Here is a 16,632-nt window from a genome sequence, read left to right as displayed (position 1 = left end):
ATTATGAGAATGAATCGAACACATCAGTCAATAGTAACCCATATCCCCGGGAGAGGAATGAGAGGACAGACTGTTCTCTTCCTTTTCCTCCTGCTCCTTTCCGCCTGTTCCGGCCGCGGGAAAGGCGATGCGGGAGAGCGGATCATCACCGTCACGATGGAACCGCAACGGTACTTCACCGAAGCCATTGCCGGAGATAAGTTCACCGTACGCAGCATGGTGCCCAAAGGCAGCAGCCCCGAGACTTACGACCCCACCCCGCAGCAACTGGTATCGCTGGGTGAAAGTGAGGCATATCTGCGCATCGGCTATATCGGATTCGAACGCTCGTGGATGGACCGGTTGATGAACAATACTCCTCATATCCAGGTGTTCGACACCTCAACAGGGGTGGACCTGATCTTTGAGTCCGCCTTCGATCACGGCGACCACCGCCATGAAGGAGGTGTGGAGCCGCACATCTGGAACTCCACCGCCAACGCGTTGATCATAGCCGGAAATACATTCAAGGCGCTCACCGTACTCGACAAAGGGAACGAAGCATACTACAAGGCTCGCTATGACTCGCTCTGCCAACGCATCGAGCAGACAGACAGCCTGATCCGGCAAACGTTGTCGGTGCCCGGCGCCGACCGTGCCTTCATCATCTACCATCCGGCACTCTCCTACTTCGCCCGCGACTACGGACTGCATCAGATCAGTATCGAAGAGGGAGGCAAAGAGCCGTCGCCCGCCCACCTGAAAGGGCTGATGGATCTCTGTAAAAAGGAAGGGGTACGCGTCATTTTCGTCCAACCGGAATTTGACCGCCGAAACGCCGAAATCATCGCGAAGCAGACCGGCACCCAGGTGATCTCCATCAATCCCCTTTCGTACGACTGGGAAGAAGAGATGCTGAATGTGGCAAGAAGCCTCCGTGGTGAACCCGGATACTAATAACCAACCTCAAGCAATTCATGGATAAAGAAAGAAAACCCCACAAGCATACGGAAGCAGCGACTTCCTCCCCCCTCCTCTCCATCAGAGGACTCTCCGCCGCCTATGACGGACGCACGGTGCTCCACGATGTCGATCTGGAGGTCTACGAGCACGATTTCCTCGGCATCATCGGGCCCAACGGCGGAGGCAAGACAACTCTTATCAAATGCATTCTGGGACTGCTTCGCCCCACAGGAGGAGAAATCATCAAATATCACGAACCACTCACGACGGGCTATCTCCCGCAGTACAACTCGATCGACCGCTCCTTCCCCATCTCGGTTCTCGAGGTAGTCCTCTCGGGACTCAGCTCCAAGAAGTCGCTGACCGGCCGTTTCAATGACCGTCACCGCGAGAAAGCCCGACAAGTGATCCACCGCATGGGACTCGAGGGACTTGAACACCGGGCCATCGGACAGCTGAGCGGCGGACAACTGCAACGCGCCCTGCTGGGACGAGCCATTATCAGCGACCCGCAACTGCTTATTCTCGACGAGCCGAGCACCTACATCGACAAGCGCTTCGAAGCCCGCCTCTACCAGCTGCTGGCGGAGATCAACCGCGACTGCGCCATCATCCTCGTCAGCCATGACATCGGGACGGTGCTGCAACAGGTAAAGAACATCGCCTGCGTGAACGAAACACTGGACTATCACCCGGCCGCAAGCGTCAACACCGAATGGCTGGAACGGAACTTCAACTGCCCGATCGAGCTGCTGGGACACGGCACACTGCCTCACCGGGTGCTGGGCGAGCATTGTCATTGCCACGAGGATGGCAAAGCCTGACAAAGGACGCCTTATTCCATAGAAAAACTCCGCCCTGCATTGCTTCATCTTTTATGTGAAGTGATGCAGGGCGGAGTTTTTGCACAATCCTCTTTCCTAAGCCAAGGAACGATAGTTTCCCTCCACCGGGAAGCAAGGTTTCCCCGAGTAAGGAAAACCTCTTTCCCAAGAATCAGGCTGTAGGATCATCTACAATATCACCATCCCCTCCCGAAGGAAGACCAATAACCAGGCTACGTATCACTGTACGAGGTACTTTCAGCAACTTATTACCGGTTGAAAACTGGGTAGTCAGTCGTAATTCATAGACTCCGTCTTTTAAGTCCGCAGGAAGTAGCACCAATACTTCCGAAGGGTTGTTTACGGCGATCATATCCATCGGCAACTTTGTTTCCGTACCTTTCTCATCAATCAATACGATACCCACTGCAGAGTCTGTACCAGTTACTTTAATATTCTTTCCTTGCAGACGATAGTTACGTCCGGCAGTTGCACTACCATCCGTAGCTCGGGTAGCAGCGTCTTCACCGCCGATGAAGTAGGCCGGGTCACCTTTGGCTCCCAGAATTTTCACGCCGGTCCGTGCGATAGTTTCACGTAAATCCTTATCTTGATTGAAAGAAACATAGATAGAATTTCTCTCAGGATTCCATACTCCACCGTCTATAACACCGCGAAACTGTGGTACGGCACGAAAAAGCCCCGTATTGACAGAGTATCCGTTCAGTACCAATTCCGATACCGTACGCTGAAAGAGGTCGACGGCATGCTTTAAAGTCTCTGCCCGCAAGCCGGTATCTTCTTTCTTCATTTCATCCAGTACATCGGATAGTGTCAGGTTTCCGGCGCTTTCTAATACCAAGATTTTGTCTTCTTTGTTGTCGGTGGTCACGGTATTGTCCGCAAGCCAGCCTTTAAGTTCGGTTTTCATGATTTGTTAAGTTTAAAAGTGAATATTATTATTTGTTTTTCACGCAACGGACAGATTGTCCATTAGTCTTTGGATAGTGGCCTGTTCGGGATTCACCACCAGTAGTAAAATATAGTAGATAACCATATGTTGAACCATTAGCATCAAGGCACCAGTAAGCTCCTTCTGAACCGGCATTGCCTGGAGGAGTTGTCTTACTTCCTGTAGCGCCACCGTGAGATCCACCAAATGGTAAGAAAAGTCCTATTGTTGAGTTCATAAACCAAAATCCCTTATTACCTCCGTTGGTTACAACAGCTTTATTCGTACATCTGGATAACTTGTCCATTTCATCTTTTGAAGGGGTACGCCACCCCGTTCCGTAATCACTTTTAAGTTTTGGGCAAGGATCGGTATTATTGAGTGATGTATTTCCCGTATATGTACTTTTCCATGTGTAATAATATCCATATTCTGAATAAGTCCCCCACACATAATTAGCAGATCCGGTGCTTTTCAGATTCCCGTCTGCCCAGATCAGCTTGGCTAACGCTGTCTTATCGGCTGAGGAACAACCATTTGTAGTTAAATTGATACTTCCGGAGGGTACATTAATTCCGATGGTTTTCTTAAACTGTATTTTCATCGTATAGCTTTTTCCCTCTTTCAACTGTATGCTTTGGGTGGAGGTGATTTCCGTATTATTGGGAATGGTCCGTCCGCTTATTGTCAGCGTATTGAAATGCACTGTAATCGTTCTGGCCCCTGCAAACGGAACCATGCGTATGGTTGTACTCAGGGCCGTGCTCGGACTGAATGCCGCCGTATTATTCGTGTTGGCGGCTACCACATTGGTCGAAGGACCGATCTTCCATGATGTGGAATTTCCACCTTGCTTTACGTATACACCCGTGCAATTGGTGATCGTATTGCTTGGAAATCCGGTAGGACTGATGGTAATCGTCAATTTACATAGCTTCTGGCTGAAACTCACCGGAAGAAGATTGTGGCTCAGGCTATTTACATTTGTTATATCTCCGGAATCGAAGGTCATGAAGTCCTTGGTCATGTCAGGGATAGACACTGTACTGCTGTTGTAAGTATATGATGCGGGTATAGTTCCCAAGTCGGCAGTGGTATTAAAGGAGTAGCCCACCACACGTATCGTTCCGGAGCGTGTCAGCAATTTCCCTTGTTTGAGTACAGGAGTGCCCGTACCATTGGAGGCGTAATCGGCAGCCGACTGGAAGACATAGTTATTTCCGGACTTCCGGAAAACAATCAGCCGGAAATAGACTCCCACAGGCACTGTTGCACGGGTACTTACACGGGGCAGGGTATCTTCCGTCAGTTCCATCGAGGCTATCCGGGGACCTTCGTAGTCCGGTTGCTCTCCTGTGCGTGTAGGGGAGAAAGCTTTTACTCCCACCCATTCGGCGATCAGGGGAGAGTGGCTACGGGTCGAAGCGTCGTTAAAAGAGGAAGAATGATAGTCGTTGTCACCTGTCAGACTGATATGGATAGGAATTAACTCGTCGGCAGTATTCCCGCTGTCAGCAGACAGGGGAGTCATTCTGTCATCTTCGGCACATCCTGCTATCGAAAGGCAAAAACACAGCCATAAGGCTTTACCGAGACATTCTCGCATAATAAAAGTTCTATTCATATACTAAGATATTAAAGTGAATAATCGTATCAAAGATGCATTGCGGACCTATACATCTTCGTATAAGTCCGGAAAGACTGTTTGATACAACTTTTATTATGCGTAAGTTTGTGTATTACAATCAGATATGACGGTCTTGAATACACAATGGTGTTTCAAAAAACGTACGTCTTTTGAAACATCATTTTTACTCTCCGCACTGGATGCAAGGAGGATAGATAAATGGCTGATAATTAAAATGATGTAAAAAGATTTGCACAGACGAAAAAAGCGACCTATCTTTGTTGCATCAGACGTACGTCTTTTGAAACATCATTCTCCAAAGTTAAATTTGCATCTTAGTCAACCTTCTTGGTCCATAAAAGGGTGGTTCATAAATTGATCTCCACTTCTTCTCAAAAATTGTCCAATAATCTAATTATGTGCGTGTTGTACAAAAGTCTTTATTTAGTGGCTTTTATTATTCAAAAGACCTAATCAATCCGTAATTTATATACCTTTGAAGATCTTGGTCATGAATAACAATTAATTATTTAACACAACGAACTGCCAGCCCGGATGCCAAATAATCAAGGCCTATTCCTGCTGAACCATTAGCAAAGACCAAGCGTTTAGCATCGTTTTTATTATATGTCGAACTCCAATACTGTCCTCCTGTACCCCCATCACTAGTAGGATCACCAGTCGAACTACTTCCACCCCAACCAATTCCTCCAGAAGCTAATAGAAAAACACCAATACTTTTATTCATAAACCACATGCCACCATTTGTCAACACCTTATCTGTACATCGGGATAATGAAATGTAGTCATTTTCAGATGGAGTACGCCACCCTGTACCATAGTACGCAGTATTCAATTTAGAACATGGATCTGTGTTATTGGTTGTTTTGTTCCCTGTATAAGTGCTATAAAATGTATAATAATAACCTCTATCTGTTGAAGAAGTCCATACGTAATTCGTATTTCCGGTACTCTTCAAATTTCCTGTGGCCCATCTTAACTTCGCCAAATAATTTTTATCACTTGCCGTACATCCGTTTTGTGTCAGGTTAATGTCGCTTGCCGCCAATTGTACCCCTAACTCAAACTTCAGTGTAATGGTATAACTCTTTCCCGGCAGCAACTGTACATTCTGGCTTGAGGTGATATTCCGGTTATTCGCATTGAAGTAATTACTAAGTTTCAACGTACCGATATGTACCGTGATTGCCCGGGAACCCGAAAAAGGGACTAACCGTACAGTGGCAGTCGAATTATTGGCTATATTGAATGTAGGTGTATTTCCGGTATTGGCACTTACATTATTTGTAGAGGGACCTATCGTCCAGGCAGACGTATTGCCGCCCTGAGAAACATATACCCCCGTACAGTTGGTAAACGTGTTGCTCCCAAACTGCGACAAGGATAGTTTAACCGTCAGCTTGCAGAGTTTTTGCGTGAAACTAACCGACAGGTTGTGGCTGATTGTGCTCACATTCGCTATGTCCCCCGAGTCATAGACCATAAAGTCACTGTTCATATTCGGGATAGTGACGGAAGTACTGTTATAAGTATAGGATGAAGGGATCGTTCCCATCCCTGCCGTACTATTGAACGAGTATCCGATCACACGGACAGTTCCTGCTCTGGTGAGCAGATTTCCTAGCCTGAGTGTGGGAGCGGAAGCCCCGTTCGTCGTAAAATCCGCAGCCGACTGGAATACGTAATTGCTGCCTACTTTACGGAAAGCGATCAACCGGAAATAAATGTCGTTGCCCAATGTAGAGGCCCGGGTAGTGACTTGTGGCTCTTCGCGGAGCGTCATCCGTACCGCTGAAGGCCCCTCGTAAGGCACGGCAGCGGGTATGGCCCTGCTGGCGGGTGGCTCTTTCACCGGCACCCATTCGTCTACAAGCGTTCTTCCCCCGGTTGTGTCGGGAGTATCAACATGACTTTCCATATAGCTGCCATCCTCAACCCGGCTGATCGTAACAGGAATCATATCCTCTCCGTCCGGTTCCGGGCTGTCGGGGTTCACAACATTGTCGCCACACGATGTTATCATTAAAAAAGCCGCGTACAGACAGCATGTGCTTAACGCACGAAAGCCTACATACAGAAGTTTTGTCTTCGTATTCATAACTCAAATGTTTAAAAATGAATAAAATAGATCATACTCAGCAAGGCCTTCCCATTAAGAATGGACAGGCCGGCTATGGCAGGCTGTGAATACAGCTTTTATTTTGCGGTAAGTTTGTGTAAATTAGATAGATAGAACGACCCTTGTGTTTCAAAAGACGTTCCTTTTTTGAAACACGGTTTTGGCTCTGCTCACTGAAGGCCAAAGGAAGATATAAATGACTGATAATTAAAACAATGTAGAAATATTTGCACAGATGAAAAAAGCGTCTTATCTTTGTTGCATCAGACGAACGTCTTTTGAAACATGATCTTTGCTCTCCCATACAATAATTCTTCTTCAACTATTCTTATTATTAATTCAAGACCAACCGTTACCGTTTCTTAATTCTCCCCTCCAAACTCCTAAAACTCTACACTTTCTACGGCTATCTTCACGTAAATCATTATCTTTGCGCCCGTGTATCATGATAATATGTAACTAACTATAGTCTGAATGAAACAGTACAAAACCGTAAACAACCTCGTGGGTTGGATCACTTTCCTGATCGCCGCAACCGTCTATTGCATGACGATAGAGCCCACAGCCAGTTTCTGGGACTGCCCGGAATTCATCACCACCGCCTATAAACTGGAAGTAGGCCATCCCCCCGGAGCACCCTTCTTTATGCTCACCGCCAACCTTTTCACACAATTCGTCAGCGATCCGGCACTGGTAGCCAAAATGGTGAACTACATGAGTGCGCTGATGAGCGGTGCCTGCATCCTGTTCCTTTTCTGGAGCATCACGCACCTGGTTCGTAAACTCGTCATCACAGACGAAACGAACATCACCCGCGGACAACTGATCACCGTCATGGGATCGGGACTGGTAGGCGCATTGGCCTATACATTCAGCGATACATTCTGGTTTTCGGCCGTAGAAGGCGAAGTATACGCCTACTCTTCCATGTTTACGGCCATCGTTTTCTGGCTGATATTGAAATGGGAAGACGTAGCCGACCAGCCGCATAGCGACCGCTGGATCATCCTGATCGCCTATCTGACCGGGCTCAGCATCGGTGTGCACCTGCTCAACCTGCTCTGTCTGCCGGCCATCGTACTGGTATACTACTACAAGAAAGTGCCGGGCGCCAACGCCAAAGGATCTCTGCTGGCACTGGCCGGCTCCATGGTATTGGTGGCAGCCGTACTTTATGGTATTGTTCCCGGTGTCGTAAAAGTAGGCGGCTGGTTCGAACTGCTGTTCGTCAACTCACTGGGCATGCCGTTCAACACCGGTGTCATCGTTTATGTAGCCCTGCTGGCAGCCGCCATCATCTGGGGTATATACGAAAGCTACAACGAGAAGAGCCGCACCCGCATGAACCTCTCTTTTCTGCTGACCATCGCCATGCTCGGTATCCCCTTCTACGGGCACGGAGCAAGTGCTGTCATCATCGGTATCCTGGTGCTGGGAGTACTGGCGGCCTACCTCTTCGCGTCAAAGCTGAACGAAAAGATACGCATGTCGGCCCGTACCATGAACACCGCCCTGCTCTGTACGATGATGATCATGGTGGGATACTCCTCGTATGCCCTGATCGTGATCCGCTCGGTAGCCAATACACCGATGGATCAGAACTCCCCGGAAGACATCTTCACGCTGGGTGAGTATCTGGGACGCGAACAGTACGGAACCCGTCCGCTGTTCTACGGACCGGCCTACTCCTCGAAAGTGGCCCTCGATGTGGAAGACGGCTATTGCGTACCCCGCCAGAAAAGTACAGACACCAAATACGTCCGTAAAGAGAAAACCTCACCCGACGAAAAAGACTCTTACGTTGAACTGCCGGGACGTGTGGAATATGAATACGCGCAAAACATGCTCTTCCCCCGCATGTACAGCTCGGCACACACCGCCTACTATAAGTCCTGGCAAGATATCACCGGCTACGACGTGCCCTACGATCAATGCGGAGAGATGCTGATGGTGAACATGCCAACCCAGTGGGACAACATCAAGTTCTTCTTCTCCTACCAGCTCAACTTCATGTACTGGCGCTACTTCATGTGGAACTTTGCCGGACGGCAGAACGACATCCAAAGCAGCGGCGAAATAGAACACGGCAACTGGATCACCGGCATACCGTTCATCGACAACCTTCTGTATGGCGACCAGAACATGCTCCCGCAAGAACTGAAAGACAACAAGGGACACAACGTTTTCTATTGTCTCCCCCTCATACTGGGAATCATCGGACTCTTCTGGCAGGCATGGCGCGGTCAGAAAGGTATCCAGCAGTTCTGGGTGGTATTCTTCCTGTTCTTCATGACCGGTATCGCCATTGTGCTTTACCTCAACCAGACACCCGGACAGCCGCGCGAACGTGACTATGCCTACGCCGGTTCCTTCTATGCCTTTGCCATCTGGATCGGCATGGGTGTGGCGGGCATCGTACACCTGCTGCGCAACTACATGAAGGAAGTCCCCGCAGCAGCCCTCACGTCGGCAGTCTGCCTGCTCGTACCCATACAGATGGCGAGCCAGACCTGGGACGACCACGACCGCAGCGGACGCTACGTGGCACGCGACTTCGGACAGAACTACCTGATGTCACTTCAGGAAAGCGGCAACCCGATCATCTATACCAACGGTGATAACGATACCTTCCCGTTGTGGTACAACCAAGAAACCGAAGGCTTCCGCACCGACGCACGTACCTGTAACCTGAGCTACCTCCAGACCGACTGGTACATCGACCAGATGAAACGTCCGGCCTACGACTCTCCGGCACTGCCCATCACTTGGGACAGAACGGAATACATGGAAGGTCAAAACGAATACGTCCCCATCCGTCCGGATTTCAAGAAGCAGATCGACAAAGCCTACAAAGCCGCCGAAGAAGAGGTGCTGAACGGCAAGAATCCGGAAGCACTGAACAATATCCGTGCCCAGTTCGGCGATAATCCTTACGAGCTGAAGAACATCCTGAAATATTGGGTACGCACCAAAGACGGACAAGCAGTGATACCGACCGACAGCATCGTTGTCAAAATCGACAAAGAAGCCGTTCGCCGTTCGGGTATGATGATTCCGGAGGCATTGGGTGACTCCATCCCCGACTACATGCACATATCGCTCAAAGACGAAAAGGGTAACCCGAAACGGGCTCTCTACAAGAGCGAGTTGATGATGCTCGAAATGCTGGCCAATGCCAACTGGGAACGCCCCATTTACATGGCCATCACCGTCGGTACGGACAATCAGCTGAACATGCGCGAGCATTTCATTCAGGAGGGTCTGACATACCGCTTCACACCGTTCGATACGGAAGCTCTCGGAGCCACCATCGACAGTGAAAAGATGTATGACAACCTGATGAACAAGTTCAAGTTCGGAGGCATCGACAAACCCGGCATCTACATCGACGAGAATACGATGCGCATGTGCTACACCCATCGCCGCATCTTTGCCCAACTGATCACCCAGCTGATGAAAGAAGGCAAAAAGGACAAAGCGCTGGCAGCACTGGAATACGCCGAAAAGATGATTCCGGCTTTCAACGTGCCCTACGATGTACAGAACGGAGCACTCGAAATGGCAGAAGCTTACTACCAGTTGGGAAACAATACGAAAGCCGACCAGATTATCGATGAACTGGCAAACAAGTCTGTAGAATACCTCACCTGGTACCTCAGCCTGGACGACAATCATCTGCTCATGTCGCAGCGTGAATTTATCATGCACCTCAGCGCACTGGATATGGAAGCCAAAATGATGGAGAAATATAAGTCGAAACTCGCCGGTAACTATACCCCGAAGGTGAACGAACTATATAACATATACGTGGGACGCATGAAAGCCCACCAGTAATCTGTAACCGAAGGAGATGTTTATAGAGCAACCGCCTTGGTTTTTCCGCGCAATCTATCCCGACGCCATCTTCCGGATGGACCCTGACGAAAAGGCTGTTTACCTGACCTTTGACGATGGTCCCATCCCGGAAGTGACGCCTTGGGTACTGGAACTGCTGGACAAACACAACATCAAGGCAACCTTTTTCATGGTAGGCGACAACATCCGTAAGCACCCGGATGTGTTCCGTATGGTAGTAGAGCGCGGACACCGCATCGGCAACCATACGTTCAACCATATCCGCGGATTCGAGTATCTGTCGTCAAACTATCTGGCCAACACGGACAAGGCCAACGAGATGATGAAAACGGATCTGTTCCGTCCACCCCACGGACATATGCGCTGGATGCAATATATGACGTTGAAGCGTCACTATAAAATCATCATGTGGGATCTTGTCACACGAGACTACAGTAAGAAGCTGCGTCCGCCCCAAGTGCTGGCCAATGTGATGAGATATGCCCGCAACGGGTCTATCATAACCTTCCATGATTCGCTGAAGTCCTGGAACAACGGAAACCTGCAATATGCGCTTCCCCGTGCCATCGACTTCCTGAAAGAAGAAGGATACGAGTTTAGGTTACTATAATGGAAACGAAGATAAACAGTAAAGCCCTGAAAGCCGAAGCCTTGCGCCTCGGCTTTTCTGCTTGCGGCATAGCCCCGGCCGAGCCAATCGATCAAGCCCATCAGAATGCTTTGAAAATGTGGCTGGATGCGGACCGGCAAGCCGGAATGACTTATATGGCGAATCATTTCGACAAACGCTGCGACCCGGCTTTGCTGGTCGAAGGCACTCGTTGCGTGGTTTCCGTAGCACTGAACTATTACCCCGCCACCCGTATACCTGACGAGGAATATCAATTCGCGTGGTACGCTTACGGGAAGGACTATCACGATCTCATGCGTGAAAAACTGGCTACCCTGTTCCGCTTTATACAAGAATCAGACGTACCGGAGCTGAACGGACGCATGTTCTGTGACACCGCGCCCGTACCGGAACGTTATTGGGCCTGGCGTGCCGGCCTCGGGTGGATCGGAAAGAACACCCAACTGATCATTCCCCATGCCGGTTCCACTTTCTTCTTAGGCGAGCTTTTTCTGAATACGGAAGCCGATACATACGACCGGCCTCAACCCAATCGCTGCGGCCGATGTAACCGTTGCCTGCAAGCATGCCCTACAAAAGCTTTAGAGACGCCATACAGCCTGAATGCACACCGTTGCCTTTCATACCTCACCATCGAGAATAAAAGCGAAATTCCGGACTCTATCGCCCCCTTTATGGGAAACCGTGTGTATGGGTGTGACGAATGTCAGAAAGCTTGTCCCTGGAACCGGTTTGCCACTCCCTGCCGGACACCGGAACTGCAACCCTCACCGGAGTTCATGAACATGAAGAAAGAAGACTGGAAGCAACTGAGCGAAGAGAAATACAGAGCCCTCTTCAAAGGCAGTGCCGTGAAGAGGGCCAAATATAGCGGGCTGATAAGGAATATAAGACAAATGGAAGACTAAGAAACGGGCTATAAGCAGCTTCCGGCAGCACTCTTATTTCACTGTAACCGTCAGCGGATTGCGAACCTTCTGTGCAAAATCGGCCATATACGCATTCCAGGCAGCGCTATCTTTTATGTCGGCTTTGCTCCAGGCAGCCCCCCAGTAGTAAGTAAAGTCCGCTCCCGGTTCGTACTCACTGATTGCCAGCACATGCCCGTCGGCACCTCCACGCAGTTCCTTCTTTTCTTTCTCCGGGAAGAGAACTGCTTTTGCCTCCTTCACCAAAGTAGGAAACGCAGCACCGACAAAGATCTTACCATTGTCACCACCGGCATTATCCGTCGGATCCACATAAGTCATGTATCCGTTTGCCGCATCTGCAACAATGGCCCCATCGGGTTCGTGCAATACAATACCGACGGCTAAAGGCATCGTCTCCTTCAGGTTCGTATAAGAGACAACTGTTTTATTGCAATATGAACCCGCATCCAATGTAATGATCCGTGTCTCGATAATAGTAGAATCTCCTTTTACGACCAATGGATTGTATACCAGTTTCACAGTAAAACGCAACGGACCGTTATCCAGTATCTCCTGGGTAGCGTAACAATACGGATAAACGATTGTATCCCCTGCCATCAATGCAGTCGTACCTCCCCCCAACGTAGGGCCGACCTTATAACAATCCAGCCCGTTGCCATGGTCCACATGATAAGAGACAGAGCGGTAAAGTTCCTGCGCGGCTTTGGGGTCCGTCTTTCCAAGTTCGGCTATTTTAGCTTTCATATCCGGATTCAGTTCGCCTTCATAACGAGCTTCCACCACCGGCTCAGTAGTATTATACTTCGTCCAGATATCATATCCGAAAGCACGCTCTCCGGTTTCCTGCAAAGCAGGCCCATAAGCACGAAAGGCCGTCAGATCGTTCTCCCAAGCCACGTCATCCACCCGTTCGGGATAATATCTTCCACAAGCCTTCACCGGGCACTCTTGAGGAATACCCACTTTTATCGTATAAACGGCTGAGCCATTCGCTTGCACAGTGACCGGAAATATCACTTTCTCGTCAGAAGTTATTTGATAGGGTACTTGCTGTCCTTCGGCATCTACCACTACTATCTGTGCCGTATCGGGTAAATGCAATTTAGAGGAAACCTCACCCATGGAAACTTCTACCATCTCGCCGCTTCGTTCCAGTGAGGTGGCATTGGACACCGTGACAGATACTGTTCTGCCCGCTTCGTTACAAGCCAGGCACAACAAAACGGCTGCGACAAAAAGAAAAACTTTCTTCATTGATTCAATTGTATTGATCAGATTCATTAAGGTTGTTTACCGATATAAGCCAAAATACCGCCATCTACATAAAGTACATGACCGTTCACAAAATTCGAAGCATCCGAAGCCAAAAAGACAGCCGGCCCCATCAGATCCTCCGGTGTTCCCCACCGGGCAGCGGGAGTCTTGGATATTATGAATGAATCAAACGGATGGCGCGAACCGTCCGACTGCACTTCACGCAAAGGTGCTGTCTGAGGTGTAGCGATATACCCCGGGCCTATGCCATTACACTGAATGTTGAATTCTCCATATTCGGATGCAATGTTGCGTGTGAGCATCTTCAACCCACCCTTGGCAGCAGCGTAGGCAGATACAGTCTCACGTCCCAGTTCACTCATCATCGAACAGATATTGATGATTTTTCCATGCCCTTTCTTAATCATCGAAGGGATAACAGCCTTCGACACGATAAACGGAGCATTCAGATCTACGTCGATCACCTGACGGAATTGCTCTGCCGTCATCTCACACATCGGTATACGCTTGATGATACCCGCATTATTCACCAAAATGTCAACCACTCCCACTTCTTTCTCGATCTGTGCAACCAAAGCATTCACCTGCTCTTCGCTGGTAACGTCACACACATATCCCCTGGCCTCGATTCCCAATTCTTTGTATGCGGCCAAGCCTTTATCAACCAGCTCCCGGCTGATGTCATTAAATACGATCTTCGCTCCTGCCTCCGAGAAAGCAGTAGCCAAGGCAAAGCCAATGCCGTAAGATGCACCTGTGACCCATGCCACTTTGCCCTCTAATGAAAAGTTTACCATACTTATAATGTTTTTAAAAACTTATCTCACTTTCATTTCCTAAAAGGAACTTCCACACCGGACAGTTTATTTCAAGTCCGTAATTAATGAAAAGTCCTGATCACCATAATCAAGATTCTCACCTCCCATACCCCAGATAAAAGTATAATTGTGAGTTGCCGCAGCCGAATGGATAGACCACTCCGGTGACAAGACTGCCTGATCGCCCTTCATCCACACATGACGGGTTTCGTCAACCTCACCCATAAAGTGGCACACAGCATGCTCTTCCGGTACTTCAAAATAGAAATAAGCCTCCATACGACGGCTATGGACATGTGCAGGCATCGTATTCCACACACTTCCCGGAGCCAGTTCGGTCATCCCCATCTGCAACTGACAGGTGGGCAACACCTGATTTACCAGCATCTTGTTGATATTACGATGATTCGAACCTTCCAACGTTCCCATTTCAGCAACTACAGCATCGGCTTTAGTCACCTTTTTATCGGGATAATTGCGATGAGCGGCCAGTGAATTAAAATAAAATTTAGCGGGATGTGCAGCATCCGTACTCTCAAAGGTAACGTCCCGGTCACCTGCCCCCAGATAAAGTGCCTCTTTATAATCTAACTGAAATATCGCATCCCCCGCCCTCACGACACCGGGCCCCCCGACATTGAAAATACCCATTTCACGACGGGTCAGAAAATAAGGAGCTTTCAAAGGATCGATAGCTTCCAATTTCAACACTTCCTTTACCGGCATGGCCCCACCTACCACCATACGGTCGTACATGGAATATACCATGTTTACTTCATCGGCTGAAAAAACCTTTTCTATCAGAAAATCTCTTCTAATTCTCTTGGTGTCGTAGCTTCTTGCATCTTCCGGATGGGCAGCATAGCGAATCTCATAGTTTGTTTTCATATTTCTTATTTATAAGTTTACATTAGGTGTCGCTCAGATAAACTCCGTTTACGCACACGACGCAAAAATAAGAAAAGAAAACGGGATTTGGGAATAAATGATACTCCAATTATCATGAATAAATCAATCTTTCGGATAATTGGGACTATAAAGTAAGGTTTGATCTCTTACCGCCAGCTTTCCATCTTTTACAAACTCTGTTCCTCTCTCTTGCAAGTGGTCAACCATCGCTTTACGCATTTCAACCAGCCTATCTGCATAACGACTATTTCCGGAAAGGTTCTTCTGTTCACCGGGATCTGAACTTAAATCGAACAGTTGCTCTTCACCCGTATGAATAAACCAGATATACTTCATTTTACCATCAGTCAACGCACACCAATAGTTATCGGCACTGTAGCAGGTGGCATGTTCCAGATCGATATATTTTCGCCAGCCGTTTTTATTTCCTGAGGCCAGGGCTACCAAAGATTTTCCATCCATATCATCCGGTACCGTCCCTCCCGCAAGTTCAATGAAGGTAGGTAAAAAGTCGCGTAGCTCTACTGGCTGTTCAATCCGCTTTCCTCTGATAGCCTGTGTAGTCATGGCAGAAGGCCATTTTATGATATAAGGAATCTTGGCCGACCCTTCGTATGCATAGGTTTTCCGCCAATGATAATGATCTCCCAACATATCACCGTGATCGGCCGTATAGCAAATGATTGCATTTTCGTACATTCCTTTCTCTTTTAGAGTCTGAATGATCTGTCCAATCTGGTCATCAATAAATGTCACATTTGCATAATAATGGCGTCGTGAATTGACAGCATACTCTTCGCCTAGATTTGCAAAAGCCGCATCCTTTGAAACCCGTTCCGGATCTTTGCGTTCAGCATATTTCCCACACCAATCTCCAACGAACGGTACAGGAATATCTACCTTCTCATACATATCCAAATATCGTTTCGGAGGATCGTACGGACTATGAGGACGAGCAAAAGAGACCTTGAGGAACAAAGGTTGATCGCTATCATAATTGCGTATCAATTCACAAGCTGTCTGACCTGTCCAGGCTGTAGGATGCAGCCTCTCTTCAAGTTTATAAGTCCCGGCATTATGATTATTCCAGCCGATTCCTGTTAAATCCGGATTCTTCCCGGGAGCTTGCAACTGAAACCATTCCCGATAGTCACTGATAAAATCACGGGTTTCACTGCGTCCGCTCTCGTCGACCAACGTAGCATGAAAACCATGCAAAGCTTTCTGTGGAAACCAGTGCATCTTTCCTATCCCGAAAGTGTAGTAACCCAAGTCACGCAACATCTGAGGCATTTCATATTTATATTTGGAAGCCACCTTCCCATATCCCAGCATCCCATGGTGCCATGGAGACATCCCCGTGAGCAAACCGGCACGTGCAGGCGTACTACTGGGTGCAGAGCTGTAACCACACACAAACAAACTGCCTTCCTGAGCCAGTTTATCTATATTAGGAGAAATAACCGCCTTATTGCCCATGCAATGTAAAGCATCTCCACGATGTTGGTCACTCATAATAAAAATGATATGCGGCTTCCCTCCCTTTGTGGCAGGAGCCTTTGACAGTTTGGAAGAATCATTACCGGTCTCTTTGCTTTCGCCATTAAACGCATAGGTTGACGGAGAGGCTGCCAAACCTGCTCCCACGGCAAGTGAACATTTCAGAAAATCGCGACGTTTCATTGATTATCAGACTTTAGTATTAACGAATAGGCAAAAATAGGTAA

The 16,632-nt window shown here is 48.4% G+C and carries 12 protein-coding genes; 5 read left to right on the top strand and 7 right to left on the bottom strand.

Going from position 1 to position 16,632, the window contains the following annotated elements; all coding sequences use genetic code 11:
- Positions 1 to 9: 9 nt before the first annotated feature.
- Both BF9343_RS00415 and BF9343_RS00410 read left to right on the top strand, forming a co-directional pair.
- Complete coding sequence (locus BF9343_RS00415) at positions 10 to 936, top strand: metal ABC transporter solute-binding protein, Zn/Mn family (RefSeq protein WP_164088326.1); 927 nt, start codon at positions 10 to 12, stop codon at positions 934 to 936.
- Positions 937 to 956: 20 nt separating this feature from the next.
- Positions 957 to 1,766, top strand: coding sequence for a metal ABC transporter ATP-binding protein (locus BF9343_RS00410; RefSeq protein ID WP_005797003.1), 810 nt, complete (start codon positions 957 to 959; stop codon positions 1,764 to 1,766).
- Between the two features lie 172 nt (positions 1,767 to 1,938).
- Here the strand turns inward: BF9343_RS00410 and BF9343_RS00405 are convergent, their stop codons facing one another.
- The 3 genes from BF9343_RS00405 to BF9343_RS00395 all read right to left on the bottom strand — a co-directional run bounded on the left by BF9343_RS00405 (position 1,939) and on the right by BF9343_RS00395 (position 6,464).
- A complete protein-coding gene (locus BF9343_RS00405; protein ID WP_010991900.1) occupies positions 1,939 to 2,697 on the bottom strand; it encodes a DNA-binding domain-containing protein in 759 nt (252 codons plus the stop codon).
- A gap of 28 nt (positions 2,698 to 2,725) precedes the next feature.
- Positions 2,726 to 4,342 carry a fimbrillin family protein gene (locus tag BF9343_RS00400; protein WP_010991899.1) on the bottom strand — a complete coding sequence of 539 codons (1,617 nt, stop codon included), beginning with the start codon at positions 4,340 to 4,342 and terminating at the stop codon, positions 2,726 to 2,728.
- A 529-nt stretch (positions 4,343 to 4,871) separates the two neighbouring features.
- Entirely contained in the window at positions 4,872 to 6,464 is a 1,593-nt protein-coding gene (locus BF9343_RS00395; protein ID WP_010991898.1) for a hypothetical protein, read from the bottom strand.
- Positions 6,465 to 6,959: 495 nt separating this feature from the next.
- Here BF9343_RS00395 and BF9343_RS00390 point away from each other — a divergent pair, with 495 nt between their 5' ends.
- From BF9343_RS00390 to queG, 3 genes are read left to right on the top strand one after another with little or no spacing between them, the layout of a single operon-like run.
- A complete protein-coding gene (locus tag BF9343_RS00390) occupies positions 6,960 to 10,319 on the top strand; it encodes a glycosyltransferase family 117 protein (protein WP_010991897.1) in 3,360 nt (1,119 codons plus the stop codon).
- Between the two features lie 16 nt (positions 10,320 to 10,335).
- The gene (locus BF9343_RS00385; RefSeq protein ID WP_005783668.1) at positions 10,336 to 10,950 is read left to right on the top strand and encodes a polysaccharide deacetylase family protein; all 615 of its coding nucleotides are present in this window, start codon (positions 10,336 to 10,338) and stop codon (positions 10,948 to 10,950) included.
- Positions 10,950 to 11,879: a tRNA epoxyqueuosine(34) reductase QueG gene (gene queG / locus BF9343_RS00380; RefSeq protein WP_010991896.1), complete on the top strand. Its 930-nt coding sequence runs from the start codon at positions 10,950 to 10,952 to the stop codon at positions 11,877 to 11,879. The genes BF9343_RS00385 and queG overlap by 1 nt, the downstream gene beginning before the upstream one ends.
- Positions 11,880 to 11,912: 33 nt before the next feature.
- Here the strand turns inward: queG and BF9343_RS00375 are convergent, their stop codons facing one another.
- The 4 genes from BF9343_RS00375 to BF9343_RS00360 form a co-directional block, all read right to left on the bottom strand.
- Complete coding sequence (locus BF9343_RS00375; protein WP_010991895.1) at positions 11,913 to 13,157, bottom strand: DUF4861 domain-containing protein; 1,245 nt, start codon at positions 13,155 to 13,157, stop codon at positions 11,913 to 11,915.
- Between the two features lie 26 nt (positions 13,158 to 13,183).
- The gene (locus BF9343_RS00370; protein WP_005783664.1) at positions 13,184 to 13,975 is read right to left on the bottom strand and encodes a gluconate 5-dehydrogenase; all 792 of its coding nucleotides are present in this window, start codon (positions 13,973 to 13,975) and stop codon (positions 13,184 to 13,186) included.
- A 66-nt stretch (positions 13,976 to 14,041) separates the two neighbouring features.
- Positions 14,042 to 14,884, bottom strand: coding sequence for a 5-dehydro-4-deoxy-D-glucuronate isomerase (gene kduI, locus BF9343_RS00365; RefSeq protein WP_005797024.1), 843 nt, complete (start codon positions 14,882 to 14,884; stop codon positions 14,042 to 14,044).
- A gap of 123 nt (positions 14,885 to 15,007) precedes the next feature.
- Entirely contained in the window at positions 15,008 to 16,588 is a 1,581-nt protein-coding gene (locus BF9343_RS00360) for an arylsulfatase (RefSeq protein ID WP_005802003.1), read from the bottom strand.
- Between the last annotated feature and the right edge of the window lie 44 nt (positions 16,589 to 16,632).

The organism is Bacteroides fragilis NCTC 9343 (assembly GCF_000025985.1).
GTDB lineage: Bacteria > Bacteroidota > Bacteroidia > Bacteroidales > Bacteroidaceae > Bacteroides > Bacteroides fragilis.
This window is presented reverse-complemented; position numbering and strand designations above follow the sequence as displayed.

What these genes read in the sequence shown, in the direction of transcription:
- BF9343_RS00415 (WP_164088326.1), top strand. Translation starts at nt 10, where the DNA reads ATGAATCGAACACATCAGTCAATAGTAACCCATATCCCCGGGAGAGGA.
- BF9343_RS00410 (WP_005797003.1), top strand. Translation starts at nt 957, where the DNA reads ATGGATAAAGAAAGAAAACCCCACAAGCATACGGAAGCAGCGACTTCC.
- BF9343_RS00405 (WP_010991900.1), bottom strand. Translation starts at nt 2,697, where the DNA reads ATGAAAACCGAACTTAAAGGCTGGCTTGCGGACAATACCGTGACCACC.
- BF9343_RS00400 (WP_010991899.1), bottom strand. Translation starts at nt 4,342, where the DNA reads ATGAATAGAACTTTTATTATGCGAGAATGTCTCGGTAAAGCCTTATGG.
- BF9343_RS00395 (WP_010991898.1), bottom strand. Translation starts at nt 6,464, where the DNA reads ATGAATACGAAGACAAAACTTCTGTATGTAGGCTTTCGTGCGTTAAGC.
- BF9343_RS00390 (WP_010991897.1), top strand. Translation starts at nt 6,960, where the DNA reads ATGAAACAGTACAAAACCGTAAACAACCTCGTGGGTTGGATCACTTTC.
- BF9343_RS00385 (WP_005783668.1), top strand. Translation starts at nt 10,336, where the DNA reads ATGTTTATAGAGCAACCGCCTTGGTTTTTCCGCGCAATCTATCCCGAC.
- queG (WP_010991896.1), top strand. Translation starts at nt 10,950, where the DNA reads ATGGAAACGAAGATAAACAGTAAAGCCCTGAAAGCCGAAGCCTTGCGC.
- BF9343_RS00375 (WP_010991895.1), bottom strand. Translation starts at nt 13,157, where the DNA reads ATGAAGAAAGTTTTTCTTTTTGTCGCAGCCGTTTTGTTGTGCCTGGCT.
- BF9343_RS00370 (WP_005783664.1), bottom strand. Translation starts at nt 13,975, where the DNA reads ATGGTAAACTTTTCATTAGAGGGCAAAGTGGCATGGGTCACAGGTGCA.
- kduI (WP_005797024.1), bottom strand. Translation starts at nt 14,884, where the DNA reads ATGAAAACAAACTATGAGATTCGCTATGCTGCCCATCCGGAAGATGCA.
- BF9343_RS00360 (WP_005802003.1), bottom strand. Translation starts at nt 16,588, where the DNA reads ATGAAACGTCGCGATTTTCTGAAATGTTCACTTGCCGTGGGAGCAGGT.